This window comes from Derxia gummosa DSM 723 (assembly GCF_000482785.1).
In the GTDB taxonomy this organism is placed as follows: Bacteria; Pseudomonadota; Gammaproteobacteria; order Burkholderiales; family Burkholderiaceae_E; genus Derxia; species Derxia gummosa.
On record NZ_AXWS01000013.1, the window covers coordinates 68,431 to 83,739 of the forward strand.

Annotated in this window: 17 protein-coding genes; 1 reads left to right on the forward strand and 16 read right to left on the reverse strand. The window is 74.1% G+C overall.

What is annotated here, in order from left to right:
• Positions 1–42: 42 nt before the first annotated feature.
• Genes H566_RS0111015 through H566_RS0111030 form a run of 4 tightly spaced genes read right to left on the reverse strand, consistent with a single transcriptional unit; the run spans position 43 to position 5,023 of the window.
• Entirely contained in the window at positions 43–1,548 is a 1,506-nt protein-coding gene (locus H566_RS0111015) for a TolC family protein (RefSeq protein ID WP_028311483.1), read from the reverse strand.
• Entirely contained in the window at positions 1,538–3,649 is a 2,112-nt protein-coding gene (locus tag H566_RS24455; protein ID WP_051378646.1) for an FUSC family protein, read from the reverse strand. The genes H566_RS0111015 and H566_RS24455 overlap by 11 nt, the downstream gene beginning before the upstream one ends.
• Positions 3,646–4,719: an HlyD family efflux transporter periplasmic adaptor subunit gene (locus H566_RS24460; protein ID WP_084544996.1), complete on the reverse strand. Its 1,074-nt coding sequence runs from the start codon at positions 4,717–4,719 to the stop codon at positions 3,646–3,648. The genes H566_RS24455 and H566_RS24460 overlap by 4 nt, the downstream gene beginning before the upstream one ends.
• A 34-nt stretch (positions 4,720–4,753) precedes the next feature.
• The gene (locus H566_RS0111030; protein ID WP_028311484.1) at positions 4,754–5,023 is read right to left on the reverse strand and encodes a YtcA family lipoprotein; all 270 of its coding nucleotides are present in this window, start codon (positions 5,021–5,023) and stop codon (positions 4,754–4,756) included.
• Between the two features lie 245 nt (positions 5,024–5,268).
• Between H566_RS0111030 and H566_RS24465 the strand changes: the two genes are divergently transcribed.
• Positions 5,269–6,318, forward strand: coding sequence for a LysR family transcriptional regulator (locus H566_RS24465; RefSeq protein ID WP_084544997.1), 1,050 nt, complete (start codon positions 5,269–5,271; stop codon positions 6,316–6,318).
• On the opposite strand, the gene H566_RS0111040 is transcribed toward H566_RS24465, so the two are convergent.
• The 12 genes from H566_RS0111040 to H566_RS0111095 form a co-directional block, all read right to left on the reverse strand.
• Positions 6,303–6,854: a hypothetical protein gene (locus H566_RS0111040; protein ID WP_028311485.1), complete on the reverse strand. Its 552-nt coding sequence runs from the start codon at positions 6,852–6,854 to the stop codon at positions 6,303–6,305. The two genes, H566_RS24465 and H566_RS0111040, sit on opposite strands and share 16 nt — an antisense overlap.
• Before the next feature lie 23 nt (positions 6,855–6,877).
• Positions 6,878–7,288 (reverse strand): DUF6691 family protein, encoded by a 411-nt coding sequence (locus tag H566_RS0111045; protein ID WP_028311486.1) that lies wholly within the window; start codon positions 7,286–7,288, stop codon positions 6,878–6,880.
• Positions 7,289–7,297: 9 nt separating this feature from the next.
• Entirely contained in the window at positions 7,298–7,777 is a 480-nt protein-coding gene (locus H566_RS0111050) for a YeeE/YedE family protein (protein WP_028311487.1), read from the reverse strand.
• Between the two features lies 1 nt (position 7,778).
• On the reverse strand, positions 7,779–9,065 hold the full coding sequence (locus tag H566_RS0111055; RefSeq protein ID WP_084544998.1) for an OmpP1/FadL family transporter: 1,287 nt from the start codon (positions 9,063–9,065) through the stop codon (positions 7,779–7,781).
• Positions 9,066–9,228: 163 nt separating this feature from the next.
• Positions 9,229–10,188, reverse strand: coding sequence for a PEP-CTERM sorting domain-containing protein (locus tag H566_RS0111060; protein WP_245591345.1), 960 nt, complete (start codon positions 10,186–10,188; stop codon positions 9,229–9,231).
• A gap of 179 nt (positions 10,189–10,367) precedes the next feature.
• Positions 10,368–11,066: a lectin gene (locus H566_RS0111065; RefSeq protein WP_028311490.1), complete on the reverse strand. Its 699-nt coding sequence runs from the start codon at positions 11,064–11,066 to the stop codon at positions 10,368–10,370.
• Positions 11,067–11,089: 23 nt separating this feature from the next.
• Complete coding sequence (locus tag H566_RS0111070; protein WP_028311491.1) at positions 11,090–11,569, reverse strand: c-type cytochrome; 480 nt, start codon at positions 11,567–11,569, stop codon at positions 11,090–11,092.
• A 63-nt stretch (positions 11,570–11,632) separates the two neighbouring features.
• Complete coding sequence (locus H566_RS0111075) at positions 11,633–12,523, reverse strand: dienelactone hydrolase family protein (RefSeq protein ID WP_028311492.1); 891 nt, start codon at positions 12,521–12,523, stop codon at positions 11,633–11,635.
• 53 nt (positions 12,524–12,576) lie between these two features.
• Positions 12,577–13,605: an SMP-30/gluconolactonase/LRE family protein gene (locus H566_RS24470; protein ID WP_084544999.1), complete on the reverse strand. Its 1,029-nt coding sequence runs from the start codon at positions 13,603–13,605 to the stop codon at positions 12,577–12,579.
• Positions 13,602–14,276 carry a c-type cytochrome gene (locus tag H566_RS24475; RefSeq protein WP_169732522.1) on the reverse strand — a complete coding sequence of 225 codons (675 nt, stop codon included), beginning with the start codon at positions 14,274–14,276 and terminating at the stop codon, positions 13,602–13,604. Before H566_RS24475 ends, H566_RS24470 begins: the two co-directional genes overlap by 4 nt.
• A 38-nt stretch (positions 14,277–14,314) precedes the next feature.
• Positions 14,315–14,896, reverse strand: a complete 582-nt coding sequence (locus H566_RS0111090) for a peroxiredoxin (RefSeq protein ID WP_028311493.1) — start codon at positions 14,894–14,896, stop codon at positions 14,315–14,317.
• Positions 14,897–14,906: 10 nt separating this feature from the next.
• Positions 14,907–15,299 (reverse strand): hypothetical protein, encoded by a 393-nt coding sequence (locus H566_RS0111095; protein WP_028311494.1) that lies wholly within the window; start codon positions 15,297–15,299, stop codon positions 14,907–14,909.
• Positions 15,300–15,309 lie beyond the last annotated feature (10 nt).

Genomic DNA, 15,309 nt, shown 5'->3' on the forward strand with positions numbered 1-15,309 from the left:
GCGCGGCCGTCGCCCGAGGCCGCGCGGCGGTGCGCCTGCTGCTCAGGGCTGGCCGGCCGCGCCGGTCGTGAAGGCCAGCGTGGCGGCGGCGAGGCGGGCGGCGGCGCGCGCGTCCTCGACCGCGCTGTCGGCCTGGGCCAGCGAGTTGTCGGCGTCGATCAGGCTCGTGTGGTTGCCGACGCCGCGCAGCCAGGCCTCCTGCGCGGCGTCGCGCGCGATACGCGCCGCGTCGGCCAGCGCGACGGCAGCCTCGTATTCGGCCAGCGCGGTGCGCAGGGATTCACGCGCGGCGCCGATCTCGCGCGCGGCGGCGTCGATCGCGTGGTCGTGTTCGGCGCGCGCCGCCTCCACTTCGGCGCGCGCGGCGGCGATGCGGCTGTCGCGCCGGCCGCCGTCGCTGAGCGGCAGGCTGAAGCGCAGCAGCAGCGCATTGCCCGAGCGGTTCACGCTGGCCCAGGGGCCGTCGTCGGCGCGCAGCGCGCCGAGGTTCTGGAACACGCGGCCCGCGAGCGCGAGCGTCGGGCCTTCGTCGGCGCGCGCGAGATCGAGACGCGCCTCGGCGGCGCGTTCGCGGCCGAGGCTGGCGAGCAGGTCGGGCCGGCGTTGCAGCGCGTCGGCGAGCAGGCCGTCGAGGTCGGTGACGGGCAGGGCGGGCAGCGGCGCGTCATCGTCCTCGCGCACGCGCAGCGGCGTGGCCGGCGGCAGGCCGAGGCTTGCGAGCAGATCGGTGCGGGCCTGGCGCAGGGCGCCGTCGGCGCGCGCGAGGCCGAGCGTGGCGCGCGCCGACTGGCGCCGCGCCTTCGCCTGATCGACCACGGTGGCAAGGCCGCGCTCGCGGCGCGCATCGACGGCGGCGAGATCCGTCCCGGCGGCCTCGACCGCGCGGACGGCGGCGCGCTGGCGCCCGCGCGCCGCGACGAGCGCGAGGTAGTCGCGCGTGACCGCGTGGATCAGCCGCTGGTGCTCGCCGGTGAAGGCGACGTTGGCGACGAAGGCGGTCTCGCGCGCGGCGCGCTCGGCGCCGGCACGACGGCCGAAGTCGAACAGCAGCCATTCGACCGCGAGCGCGGGCAGCAGCTCGCGCGTGTCCGACGTGAAATAGCCCTTCGGCACCAGCCGGTCCGGAATCGGCAGCGGCGTGCGCTGCATGCCGGCGATGACCTGCACCGACAGCTGGGGCAGATAGCTGCTCTCGACGAGCCCTACGCCGGCCGCGGCGGCGCGCGCCCGTTCCCAGGCGGCGCGGGTCGCGGGGTTGTGGCGCTGGGCGAGGTCGATGAGTTCGGGCAGCGTCAGTTCGCGGTCGGCGACGGCGTCGGCGGCGAGCGCGGCTGGCTCGCGGGCTGGCGCGGCGGTGGGAACGACCGGTGCCGGCGCGGGCGCGGTTGCGGGCTTCGTGCCCGGCGGCGCGAGCAGGTCGGTCGGAGGCGCGGCGGGCGGCAGGGGCAGCGGCCAGGGTCGCTCGGCCGACAGCGGCGCGAGCGCATAGGGATCGGAGGCACAGGCGCCGAGCAGCAGGGCGAGCAGCGGCAGCGGGTTAGCGCGCATGACGGGGCTCCGGCGCGAGGCGGGCGAGCAGCCGGGCCTGAGCGGCCAGCGCGTCGCGTCGGGCCTCGGCGGCGAGGGAGGAGGGGGACGGGGCGTCGGGCGGCGCGGTGGCGTCGGTACGCGTGTTGGTGGCGTCGCGGGTGGCGCTGGGGTCAACGTCAACGTCGGTGTCGATGGCGGTGGCGGTCACGGCGGCGGCAGCGCGGGCGGCGGTCTCCGGCGCGAGAAGCGCGGCGGCGCAGTCGCGCAGTCCGAGCGCGACGGTCGCGCGCGCGGCCGCGTCGCCGCGCGCGTCGCGCTCCGGCTCGGCGAGCGTGTCGACGACCCAGGCGGTCGCGCACACGCGGCGGGCCGCGTCGGTCAGCGCCTGCGGATCGCGCCGCCGCGCGGCCGGGCGCAACCGGGCTTCGAAGCCGGCGAGCCCGACGAGCCGCGTCGCGCGGTCGAGCGCATGCGTGACGGCGATGCCGGCCTCGTCGTCGCCGACAGCGGGCCTGCCGCGATCGCCGGCGTCGCCGCCGTCGAGCCGGGCCGCGAGCAGGTCGAGCGCGCGCGCCAGTTCGCGTCGCGCGCCGTCGAGCGAGCCGGCCGGCCACAGCGTCGCGAACACCACCGACATCAGGAAGTTGCCGAGCAGGATGCCGACCACGCGGTCGCGCAGCACCGTCAGGTCGGTGCCGGGACCGTCGCCCTGGAGCACGCCGACGAAGAAGGCGAACGCCATCTGCATGCCGGCATAGGCGAGCCGCTCGCTGGCGCCGGCGATCCAGCCGCAGAGCGCGGCCACGGCCGCGATCAGCAGCAGCAGCTGGCCGATGTCGGTCATGCGCGGCAGCAGCCAGACGATGGCGATCGCGCCGAGCAGCCCGCCGGCCAGCGCGCCCGCGAGCCGCAGCGTGAGCTTGTGCAGCGTCTCGCCGGTGCTGTCGAGCGCGACGAAGAAGCAGGTCACGAGCGCGGTGCGGATGCCGGGCCAGTCGAGCAGGCTGTAGGCGAGATAGGCCAGCGTCGCGGCGAGCGTGGCCTTGAGCGCGAAGCGCAGCCGGACCGGATCGCGCCAGGGCGGCGGCGCGGCGGGACGGGCAGGCCCGGCGGGCGTGATCCGCGTGGCGGACGTGGCGGACGTGGCGGACGTGGCGGACGTGGCAGGCGTGGCGGACGTGGCAGGCGTGGCGGGCGCTTCAGGCAGGGCGGGCGCGGAGCGTGGGCCGTCCGCGCCGGTCGCGCCGTCGGGTCCGGCCCGGTCGTCGGCGTCGATGCCGGCCAGCAGTCGGTCGAGCGCGTGCCGCGCCGCCGTGGGGCTGCCGTCGGCGCGGCGTTGCGCGAGCGCGGCGATGCGCTCGGCCCGGTCCACGCGGGCGAGCAGCGCGCGGGCGGCGTCGGCCTCGGTGCGGCCGCGCGCGCCGGTCAGGCCGGCGGCGCGGGCAAGGACGTCGAGCAGCGTGGCGGTGGCGCCCGGCGCCGCCGGGGCCGGCACCGGCCGGCCGGCCGCGAGCGCGTCGCGCAGGCGCGCGAGCCGGCGTGCGGCCTCGGCGCGCGCGAGCGTCACCGCGTCCTGGCCGGTGGCGAGATCGAGCAGCGCGATGATCGCCGCCGGCAGCACCGCGACGACCCACAGCCACAGCAGCAGCCGCGTGAGCGCCTCGGGGCGGGGGATGTCGTCGACCACGGCCTGCGCCAGCACCAGCACGAAGCCGGCGAGGAAGGCGATCGGTCCGGCGCCGGGCAGCCGCGCCAGCAGCATCGCGGCGAAGGTGGCGCAGGCCATGAGCGGCAACCGCAGCGCCGGTTCGCCGGCATCGAGCATCGCGAGCAGCAGCGCCAGCGCGACGGCCAGCGTCGCCGCGAGCAGGCCGCCGACGGCGGTGGCAAGCGTGGTCTGGCGATCGCGCCCGCCGACGAGGAAGACGACATAGGCCGCATAGGCCGGCAGCGGAATGCGGAAGGTCATCCAGATCGCCACCACGAGGGCGCTGGCGAGCGCGAGCCGCAGTGCGCCGGCGAGCCGGCCCGGACGCGGCGCGAGTTCGGCCGCGAGCAGCGCCATCAGTCCGGCCGGCCCGGGCATGACGGCCGGGCGCGGGTCGGCGCCGGCCGTCATCGGTCGCGCGCGGCGCCGGCGCCGGCGGTCTCGCTCGGCGCCGCGCCGGCCTCGGGCTCGACGCGCACCGACACCGTCGCGCCCACGCGCAGGGCCTCGGGCGGCGCGGCGTCGAGCAGGATGCGCACCGGAAAGCGCTGGGCCACCACCACCCAGCCGAGCGTGCGGCCGACGGCGGGCAGGCCGGGCGCGCCGCCGTTCTCGGGCCGCACGCCGGGGCCGATGCTCTCGACCCGGCCACGCAGTGGCGCGCGGCCGTCGTCGCCGAGGCGCCAGACCGTGGCCGGCGCGCCGATGGCGAGCGCGCCCAGCTCGGTCTCGCGGAAGTCGGCCACCGCGTACCAGCGATCGGCACGCACGAGGCTGAACAGCGCGTGGCCGGCCGCCGCGTAGCTGCCTTCGCTGAGTTCGAGCCCGGCCACCGTGCCGTCGAAGGGCGCGCGCAGCACGGTGTTGCGCAGGTCGCGCTCGGCCAGGGCGACGGCGGCATCGGCGGCACGCAGTTGCGCGACCAGACCGCCGGTGTCGGTCACGGCCTGGCGTGCCTGCGTGGCCTGGAGCAGGGCGCCCGCGAGCGCGGCCTCGGCACTGCGTTCGTTGGCGCGCGCCTCGTCCACCTGCTGGCGCGTGACATAGCCGGCGCCGAGCAGCGGCTCGACGCGGGCCAGCGTGTCGCGCGCGAGGCCGAGCTGGACCCGCGCGCGCTCGACCGCGCTGCGCGCCGCGTCGGCGCCCGAGCCCTGGGCCGTGACCTGGCGCGCCGTGGTGTCGATCTGGGCGCGCAGCGCGTCGCGCTGGGCGCGCGCCTGGGCCAGTCTGAGTTCATAGGGTTCGGCGTCGATCTCGACCAGCGTGGCGCCGGCGCGCACGCGCTCGTGGTCGCGCACCGCGATGCGCGTGATGCGCCCGTTCACGTCGGGCGCGAGCGCGGCGCTGTCGGCATAGAGGTAGGCGTCATGGGTGCGCGGCCGGGCGTCGAGCACCGTCAGCACGCGCAGGCCGAGCAAGGCGGCCGCGCCGACCGCGAGCAGCGCGACCGCGCGCGCCGCCGGGGTGCGCCAGCCGCTCATGCGCGCGGCTCCGTGGGCAGGGGCAGGGCGTGCATCAGGCCAGCCACAGCAGCCAGAGCGCGAAGGCGAAGGCCGTGGCGCTGGCCAGATGAACGAGCAGCGGCGCCGGCAGCAGCGCCTCGATGCCGGCCAGTACCAGCAGCTGGCGCAGCAGCAGCGCGAGCAGCACGCCGCCGAAGGCGCACAGCATCCACGACGGGAAATAGGCGCCGAGCAGGCTGCGCGACGGCGCGCCCGAGCAGCCGCCGAGCAGCAGCGGAGCGAGCCGGACGGGCAGGTGACGGGCGTGGCGCGACGCTCGCATCGTTTGTTCTCCTTGGCATGACGGTGGCGCCGCCGCCCTCCCGACGGGCCGCGATCGCGGCGCGGATTCTGCTCAGCCTGCGCGGCCCGCGCGCTGAAACTTCTGCATTCCCGGGATGCAGGCAAATCAGCGCGCGGGCCGGGCCGATCCGGCAGCATCGGCGCCGGCGCGCGGCACGCTGCGGCCGCGCCCGCCGACACCAAGATCAAGACCCTTCTTCGCCGCGCGCCCGCGCCTTGCCGCCCATGTCCTCCAAGCGAATCGACCTCAACCTGCTGCGCGTGTTCGAGGCAGTCATGCAACGACGCAGCATCGCCGGCGCGAGCCGTGAGCTGCACCTGACGCCCTCGGCGGTGAGCCATGCGCTGGCGCGGCTGCGCGAGGCGATCGGCGATCCGCTGTTCGTCACCTCGGGCCGGGGCATGGAGCCGACCACGCGCGCCCTCGACCTCGCGCCGCGCCTGCGCGCCGGCCTGGCACAGCTCGACGAGGCGCTCGACATCGGCGGCTTCGACCCGGCCAGCGCGACCCGCGACTTCCGCATCGCCGCCACCGACTACGCCTGCACGATGCTGCTGGCGCCGCTGGTGCGGCGCATCGCCGCGCGCGCGCCGGGCGTGGATCTGCGCGTGTTTCCGTTCAGCCGGCTCGACACCATCCGCCAGCTCGACGATGGCCGGCTCGATCTCGTGCTCGGCTGGTTCGACGAACTGCCCGCGCGCATGCGCCGGCTCGCGCTGTGGGAGGACCGCGAGGCCCTCGTGGTGCGAGCCGGTCATCCGCTCGCGCGCGGGCCTGTGAGCCGCGAGGCGCTGCTGCGCTTCCCGCACGTGGTGGTGGAGCTGACGGGCAGCGCCGAGAGCGGGCCGGGCGGCTTCTTCGACGACCGGGGCGTGCAGCGCCGGGTCTGGATCGAGCGGCTGCTGCTCGAAGGCGGCATCGACGGCGCAGCCCACGGCGGACGCGCTGCGGTGTCGGTGCCGCATTACGGCGCGGTGCTGCCGCTGGTGGAGACCAGCGATCTGGTGGCGACGCTGCCGCTCGGCTATGTGCGCGCGACCGCGCGGCCGGGCGCGATCGCGTTGCTCGATCTGCCCTACGAGCCGGTGGTGGCACGGATCGAGGCGCTGTGGCATCGCCGCTCCGACCCCGACGCGGGCGTGAGCTGGCTCGTGGGCGAACTGGCGGCGGGCGCGGCCGAGGCGGTCGGCATGTCCGCCGCGCGGCATGCCGTCGCGGCTGGCACGGCGGCAGTCGAGGCGCCGCCTGCGGGGCAGGCTCAGACTGGCGAGTAGCTCCAGCGCGGCGTCAGCCACACCAGCACGAAGGCCGCGAGCCCGAGCACGCCGGCGACCCAGATGAACGCCGGCATCTCCGCGAAGCGCAGCGGATGGATCACGCGCGCCGCGCCCAGCCCGAGCGCGTTGCCGCCCGCGACGAACACCGCCACCGCGTAGTCGTGGAAGCGCCGCGCATGGTTGGCGCCCTGCGACCAGCGCGGATCGGTGTTGTAGCTCGGCAGGCGCGCATGCATGTCGTCGAGCCGCTCCAGCTCCGACATGAAGGTGCGCAGATTGGTGATCGCGCGCTCGGCCTTGTAGTTGAGGAAGGCGAAGCAGATCGACGCGATCGGAAAGGCCAGTACCAGCCATTCCACCGGCGCCGCCGTCGCGCTGCCTGCGCCCGGCCGCAGCGCGACCACCGCCGCGAGCAGGCCGACGAGGATGCTCACGTACATCGCCAGCGCCTGCTGGCGCTGGGTCACGCGGGCGTTCACCTCCTGCGAGGCGGCGATGAAGCGGTAGTTGGCATCGACGATGAGCGAGGCCATTCGGCGGACTCCGGAAGAAGGGTTCAGCGCGCCAGCCGGCGCGCGACGAGGCCGCCCGCGAACATCGCGGGCACGAACAGCCATGTCTCCCGATTGTCCAGCACCAGGCCGGCGAGCGCCGGGCCGGGGCAGTAGCCGGTCAGTCCCCAGCCGAGACCGAACAGCGCGGCGCCCGTCACGAGGCGCGGATCGACACGGCGCGCGGGCGGCAGATGGAAGCGCGTGTCGAGCCGGGGCGAGGGCGCGCCGAGCACGCGCCGGAAGCCGATGCCGGCCACCAGCACCGCACCGCCCATGACGAAGGCGAGGCTCGGATCCCACTCGCCCGCGATGTCGAGAAAGGCCAGCACCTTGAGCGGATCGGTCATGTGGCCGATGGCGAGGCCGGCGCCGAACAGCAGGCCCGCCGCGAGGCTCGTGAGCAGTCTGAGCATCACCGCGCCTCAACCCGCATGACGCATGACGAAGACCGTCGCGACGGCCACCGCCATGAACACGCCCGTGGCGACCAGCGAGCGCGGCGACAGCCGCGCGAGGCCGCACACGCCGTGGCCGCTGGTGCAGCCATGCGCGAGCGCCGTGCCCGCGCCGACGAGCAGCCCGCCCACGATGAGCAGCGCGGCCGGCATGCCGGTGCGCGCGGTCGCGGACGGCTCGCCCGACAGCGCGGCCCACAGTCGCGCGCCCGCGAGCAGGCCGACGAGGAAGGCGATCCGCCACGCCAGCTCGGACCGCGCTGGCGCGGTGACGGTGTCGGCGGCGGGGGCGGGGTTCGCGGTGTCGCGGCCGCGAAGCCGGTCGAGCAGCAGCGCGAGCGCGCCGAAGGCAATGCCGCTGACGCCGGCGATCCGGCCGAGCGCGCCCAGCAGCAGCACGGCCGACGCACCGATGAGCAGGCCGGCGACGGGAGTGAACTGCGTCATCTCAGAACTTCCAGCCCCAGGCCGCGCCGACAAGGGTTTCGGACAGGCGCACATCCGCCTCGCCGCCGCCGAAGGACGCGGGGATCGAGCCCGAGCCGCTCACTGTCTTCGGCAGCGCGCGGGCCACATAGCCGCTGACTTCCGAATGCGCATCGACACCCCAGGTGAAGCCCAGCGTCGCATGGTCCTGCACCACGCCGGGCGCGAGGATGCTGAAGAAGGTCTGGTCGCCCGGCACCGGCTGGCTCGCATGGCTGTAGCCCGCGCGCAGCACGAGACCCGGCACCACCTCGTTGAGCACGCCCAGCTTGACCACGCGCACATCGCGCCAGCCGAAGCCCGGCCCGTCGGCGCCGCCGAGCGGCCTGCCCGCGAACAGCCGCGACAGCGGATTGCCGACCGAACCCACATCGCCGTAGCCGATGTGCTGCCAGTCGGCCGCGAGCGTCCAGGCCGGCGCCGGCTTCCACGCGAGGCCGACGCCCCAGGTCGCGGGAATGTCGAAGCCGCCGTTGTCGGCGAACAGCCCCCGGTACTTGCCGAAGCTGCCCTGGACCTTCGACGACCAGCTCGCGCCGAGGCTCAGGCCCGGCGCCAGTTCGCCGGTCCAGCCGAGCTTGAGACCGGCGCCGTTCGACGTGTCGGTGCCCCGGTCGGTGAGCGCGCCGCCATCCTGCGACGCGCCCGCGAACGGTCCGATGCCGCGCGCCGAAAAGCGCTGATGCGCAAGCACCAGCGCCGCGCCCAGCACCTGGCCGGGCGCGACCCGCGCCGCGACCGAGGGCGTGACGAAGAGCTGTTCGAGATTCACGCCGGCCTTGCCCTGACCGCCGATCGCGCCGAAGGGATTGCGCGCATAGCTCGTGTTCATGCCGCCATTGCCGTACACGGCGAGGCCGACGCTCAGGTCGGACGACAGCGCGCGCGTGTAGCCGAATTCGGGGATGAGGAAATGGCGCCGGTCGTTGCCGTCGTAGTCGCCGTCGAGACCGGCGCCGTTGCCCCGGATGCGCGCGCCGCGATCGGGCGTGAACAGCGTGAGGCCGGCATCGAGCCGGCTGCCGACGAGCGCGGTGCCGGCCGGATTGGTCGCGGCCGCGAGCGAGTCCTGCGGCAGCGCGATGCCCGTGCCCGCCGCGCCGAGCGACTTCACGCCGTAGCCGTGCTGGAAGTAGCCGTTGGTGGCGCGCGCGGCCTGGGGCGCGAGCGCGGCCGCGATGGCGAACGCGGCCAGGCTGGCGCGGGTGGCGGAAGGCGCCGAGAGAGGCGGGCGGCGGTAGCGGAGCATGGCGCACTCCTGTGCTGGGTCTTGGGGTCCGCCATGCTCGATGCGGCGCCGCAGGCCGCAAAAGATGCCTTTGCCATGTGCTTATCCGGCGCCTGTCGGGCCGACGGGCGCCGGAGGGAGAGCGCGCGGCGTGCCCGCTCGCGGACCGCCGCCGGCACGGCCGTCAGGCCATGGCGCCCCGGCGCCGCCGCGCGACCCAGCCCAGCCCGCCCAGCCCGAAGCCGAGCATCGCGAGGCTGCCCGGCTCGGGCACCGGAGCGACCGCGTTGATCGAGTAGTCATGCCCGCTCAGCGCGTCGAGCGTGACGCCGGACGTGAGCGGGTCGAGGAACAGCCGCGCCGTGTGGCTCGCGTCGAGGGTGCCGTGGTTGTACCAGTACTCGCCGCCGCCGCCCTGGTTCGACCAGCCCTGGTCGATGCCGACGGTGAGCGCGGCCTGGAGGTTGATGGTCGCGCCCACGGTGGTGGACAGCGTGACCGGGTAGTCGAAGCCGTAATCCTGGCCCACCGTGTAGGTCGTGTTGTAGTCGGGCGTCTGGTAGGTCCAGGGGCTGCTGCGGTCGAGCTGGTAGCTGGCCAGGCCGTCGTTGCTCCAGAGCGAGGTATTGAAGTCGAAGGCGCCGCCCCGCGTCTCCCTCGGCACGTTGATGTGGCAGCGGATGTCGAACACGAAGTCCACCGGCGTGCCCGCCGCGAGGCCGTTGCCGTTGACCACGATCTGGTCGTTGAACGCGCCGCCGAACAGGCCGAAGGCGTGTGGCTCGACCAGGTTGGGCAGCGACGGATTGAGCGGGTTGCTCGCCTTGATCAGCTCGGTGTTGACGTAGGCGCGCAGCGTGCCCTCCGTCGCTTCGGCCCAGCCGCCGGCCCCGGCGAGCGCCAGCACGCCATCGGACACCGAGTAGGTGGCGTTGGCGCTGCTCTCGATCCGGTGGCCACCGCCGGGCAGGGCCGAGAGAAGGGGGTCGCTGGCGGTGGTGTGGGTGCCGGCGGCGTCGGTCATGCTGGCCCAGGTCCGGCCGTTGACGGTGGCGGTGGCATGGGCCGGGGCGGCAAGTCCGGCGAGGGCGGCCAGCAGGGCGAGCGCGACGGGCACGCGCGCGGTGGAAAGGGAACGGGGCATGGCGGCTTCCTGATGAGTTGTCGGTCGGTTCCGGAGGCCGCGATGCGGGCCTCCAGAACCGTGAACGGAAGTCGCCGCCGAGAACTGCCATCGGCGCGATGACGCGGCTGGCGGGAACGATCACGCCAGCCGCCGACGGGCCGCGCCGGATCGCGCTCCCGCCGCGCCCGTCCGCCCTCTCAGTTGACCGCGAAGCAGTAGAACAGCCCCGCGCCGCCGGTGGCGACCAGGTTGTCCTGACCGCAGCCCCGGCTGCCATGGGCCGAGTTCCACGAGGTATTGCCGCCGCCCGTGCGGTCGAAATGCCCGACCTGGGCCGAGCCCTCGGCCGCGCTGCTCGTGTAGTTGCCGCAGGTGTGGTCGGCGGCGTCGGTGAAGGCGCGGCCGTCGGGCGTCGAGCCGGTGAGGATGTCGTGCTGGTTGGGCTGGTCGCCGGCGCGCTTGACGGCTTCGTTCTTCTCGGTGAAGGCGGTGGCCCAGCTCAGGTTGTTGCCGAGACGGGCGGCGTCGAGCGTGTCGCCGTGCAGATGGGCGAGGTCGCGCGCCACCACCGCGCCGCGCGTGTTGTACCAGGGGCCGTTGCCGATGCGGTCGCGCGCGTTGACGGCGGACTTGCCGTCGGCGGCCTGGGTGCTCAGGTAGGCATGCCAGGTCTTGTCACCGGCGCCGACGGCGGCCGCGAGCTTCTGGCAATGCGCGTCGGCACCCGCGAGGCCGCCGAGGTCGGCGCCCTTGCCGGGGCCGGCGCTGGTGATGAAGAAGCTGAACAGCTTCGCGGCCTCGGCCGATGTCGGTGGCGCGTTCTGCGCCAGCGCCGGCGGCGCCGCGAGCGCGCCGGCGCACAGCGCGAGCGCCGCCCGGATCTGGGTCTTGTGCATGTCGTCTCCGTGGCGGCGCGGCTTCAGTCCTTGGCCTTGTAGTCGTCGTGGCAAGCCTTGCAGGTGCGCGTGAGCTTGCCGTACTGCTCCTTGACGGCGGCGGCGTCACCGGCGCTCGCAACCTTCACGAGTTCGTTCGATTCCCTGGCCAGATCGGCGGCGCGCTCGCCCACCTTCGAGCCGGCGGCCCAGATCTCGGCCTTGGCGGTCGTGTCGTGCCAGCCCTTGCCGGTCTCGGTGCCGGGCGCGAACAGCGCGCCGAGGCCGCCGTTGGCGATCGCGGCGATCGTGGTCGCGGCCTTGAGCACCTCGTCCTTGTTGTAGCCCGATTCGAGCGAGGACTTGATGCGGCCCGAGTTCCAGGCGATGACCTGATAGGCCGACTGGCGCCACTTGATGAGCTGCTCGGGCTTGGGCGCCTGCTGGGCATGGGCGCCGAGCGAGGCGGCGGCGATGCCGAGCGCGACTGCGCCGGCGACGAGGGGTCGGATGGAGAACGTCATGTTCCTGCCTTCTCGGTGGGTGGTTGCTGCTTTGGGGGAAAAGACGCAGCCGCGATGCGGCTTTCAGGCGCGCAGGTTGCGATTGAAGAACTCGACCGTGCGGCTCCAGGCCAGCTTCGCGGCGGCGGCGTCGAAGCGCGGCGTCGTGTCGTTGTTGAAGCCGTGCTGCACGCCCGGATAGATGAAGGCCTCGTAGCGCACGCCGGCGGCCTTGAGCGCCTCTTCGTACTTCGGCCAGCCGGCGTTGATGCGTTCGTCGTCGCCCGCGTACTGGAGCAGCAGCGGCGCCTTGATGCGCGCCGCGTCCTCGGCCGGCGGCTGGCCGCCGTAGAAGGGCACGCCGGCGTTCAGGTCGGGCAGGCGCGTGGCCAGGAAGTTGACGATGCCGCCGCCGTAGCAGAAGCCCACGGCGCCGAGCTTGCCGTTGGCCTCGGGATTGGCCTTGAGCCAGCGCGCCGAGGCGATGAAGTCGGCGCGCGACTTGTTCTGGTCGAGCTTGGGGAAGAGCTCGCGCGCCTTATCCTCGTCGCCGGGATAGCCGCCGAGCGGGAACAGCGCGTCGGGCGCGAAGGCGAAGAAGCCGTCCACGGCAAGACGGCGCGCGATGTCCTCGATGTGCGGATTGAGGCCGCGGTTCTCGTGCACGACGAGCACGGCGGGCAGCTTGCCGCTGGCCTTGGCGGGTTTGGCGAGCAGGCCGCGCACCTTGCCGTAGCCCTCGGGCGAATCGATCTCGACGGTGCTGGTGACGATGCGCGGATCGTCGTTGCGCACCTGCTGGGCCTCGGCGAAGTTGGGGCTGAGCTGCTCCAGCAGGATCTCGGCGGTGACGCCGCCGAGCGCGTACTTGCCGGCCTGTTGCAGGAAGCCGCGCCGGCCCAGCAGGCCGTGCACGTACTGGTCGAAGAGCTTGAGGACTTCGGGCGCGAAGTCGGCGGCGGTGTGGCGGGGCATGACGGTTTCCTTGATGGCGTGGCGGGCCGGCCTCCGATGCTGGCCCGCGCGGCTCACTTGTTGCGACCGGCGTAACCGGCGGTGAGGGTTGCGATGCGGTAGGCGGCGCCGCGTCCGACCACGTAGAGCGTGTTCTTGCCCGGGCCGGCGAAGGCGAGGTTCTGCGGCTGCCTGGGCAGCGCGATCGTCCCGAGCGGCGCGCCCGAGGGAGAGAACACCTGGATGCCCGGGTTGGACGCCACGTAGAGCCGGCCCTCGGCATCGACGGCGAGGCCGTCGGCGCCGCTGCTGCCCGTGCCCTGCTCGTTGCGGCGGAAGCCGTCGAGCCTGGCGAAGTTGCGCGCCGGGCCGAGGCTGCCGTCGGCGCGGATGTCGAAGGCGAGGATGTGCTCGCCGTTGGTGTTGGCGACGTAGAGCGTCTTCTCGTCGGGGCTGAGCTGGATGCCGTTGGGCCGCTCGATGCCGCTCGCGATGCGGCTCAGCTTGCCGTCGCCGCCGATGCGGTACACGGCCGGCGGATTGATGTTGGCCGGCAGGCTTTCGCCCGGGCGCAGGTTGGGGCCGGAGTCGGTGAAGTACACGACGCCGGCCTTGTCCACGACGAGGTCGTTGGGCCGGCCGAAGCCCTTGCCCTCGAACTGGTCGGCGAGGGTGCGGCGCTTTTCGGGCGGATGGACGATGCCGACGCGCGTCTGATGCACCTGCACCGCGTACAGCTCGCCGTCCGGGCGCAGGGCGAGGCCGTTGGCGCCATTGCTGTCGCCGAGGAAGGTCGAGGTGCCACCGTCGGCCGCGATGCGCGTGATGCGGGCGGCGTTGGTCTCGGTGAAGATCAGGCTGCCGTCGGGCAGGCTCGTCGGGCCTTCGGTGCCGTTGAAGCCTTCCTTGATCAGCTCGATGCGCGTGCCCGCCGCGACCACGCCGGGAATGGCGGGCGTGACGGCGGGGCCGGAATCGTTGGCGGCCGGGGCGGGCGGCGTGGCTTGCGCGACTTGCACCGCGCCGGACGCGGCGGACTGCGCGAAGGCGGCAGGCGCGGCAGCGAGGCTGAGCGCGGCGAGGAGCGGGGCGAGGGTCTTCATCGGGCGGCGGAAGAGGCGGGGGAGGCGCCGGCCGCGAGGCCGGACAGGTGATGGGAGAGGCTCAGGATTTCGGCGTCGCTCAGGCCGCGCGCGGCGGCGCTCATCGCGTCGCCGGGGCTGTTGCGGCGGAAGCCGTCGCGCCAGTCGAGCAGCTGGCGTTCGAGGTAGCGCCAGGACTGGCCGGCGAGGCGCGGCGCGATGCCGTCGGCCAGGCGCTGGCCGAGCGCGTCGGCGCCATGGCAGGCGGCGCAGGCCGGGATGCCGCGCGTGGCGTCACCGCGCGCGTAGAGCGTCGCGCCGTTCGCGTCGGCCCTGCCGTCGCCGCGCATCGGCGGCAGGCCGGCGAAGAAGGCGACGATGTGGGCGGCGGTCGCGTCGTCGATGCTGCGCGCCATCACCTGCATGAAGTCGTTCTTGCGCGCGCCCGAGCGCAGGTCGCGCAGCTGCTTGAGCAGGTAGTCGGGCTGCTGGCCCGCGAGGCGCGGGAACTTTCCCTCGATCGCGTCGTCATGCGTGCTGCCCTGGCCGTCGGCGCCGTGGCATTCGATGCAGCGTTCGGACTCGGCCAGTTCGCGCCCGGCCACGGCGTCGCCGCGCGGCGCCGACGGCGCCGGAGGCGGAGCCACCGGCGTCTTGCGGGCGCCCTGCGCGAGCGCGGGCTGGACGAGCATGACCATGCAGCAGAGCAGTGCGAGCCGTGTCGCGGCCCTCACCGTGCCTTGGCCGCAAGCGCTTGCACGGCCTCCAGCGCCTTGTCCACGTTCTCGCCGGGCGCGAGGCCGCCGATCGTGGCCGCGACCTTGCCGTCGGGCGTCACGACAAAGGTCGTGCGCTCGGTGAAGCCGTGGTCGATCTCGACGCCGCGCGTGTCCTTGCGGCCGGCCTGGGCCTCGCGCACGTTCAGGTCGAAGCCCTTGGCGATCCTGCCGTCGGCATCCGACGCCACCGGCAGCTTGCCGGCGCAATAGGCCGGGTCGGCCGAGAAATCGTTGAGCCGCGCGATGCTGTCGAGCGACACGCCCACGACGCTCGCGCCGGCGGCGGCGAACTTGTCGATCTGCGTCGCGAAGGCATGGGCCTGCGCATTGCAGCCGTTGGTGTAGGCCGAAGGGTAGAAGTACACGACCACCGGACCCTTCGCGAGCGCGCCCTTCAGCGAGTAGCCGAAGGCCTTGCCGGCGAGCGAGGCCTGGGCGGTGAAGGCGGGCGCCGTGTCGCCTTCCTTGAGGGCGGCCTGGGCCGTGCCTGCGAGCATCGCGCCGAGCGCGCAGGCGGCGAGGAGTTGCTTCATCGAGCGTCCTTCAGGATTTCTTGTAGAAGTTGTGGCAGGTCTTGCAGGTACGCGAGAGCGTGGTCGCCGTGTCGGTGGCGGCGTCGAAGTTCTTCGTGCTCACCTGCTTGAGGATCTGCGCGGTCAGTTCCCGGCTCTTCTTCGCGAGCTCGACGGCGTCGGCCGCGTCGCCCTTCTTCACGTAGAAGGTCTCGACGGTCTCGAACATCTTCGCGAGATCGTTCGCGTCGGTGGTCGCGCCCTTCTGGTCCTTCGTGGCGATGTAGGAAGCCAGGCTCTTGTTGCTGTCCTCGATGGCCTGCATGAGGTCGTTGTCGAGTTCGTCTTCGGCTGACAGCGCGCTGCCGATCCCGGCCGAAGCCAGGACCAGCAGCGCCACCGCCGCCGCGATTGCCTTGCGCATGCGGAGGAGG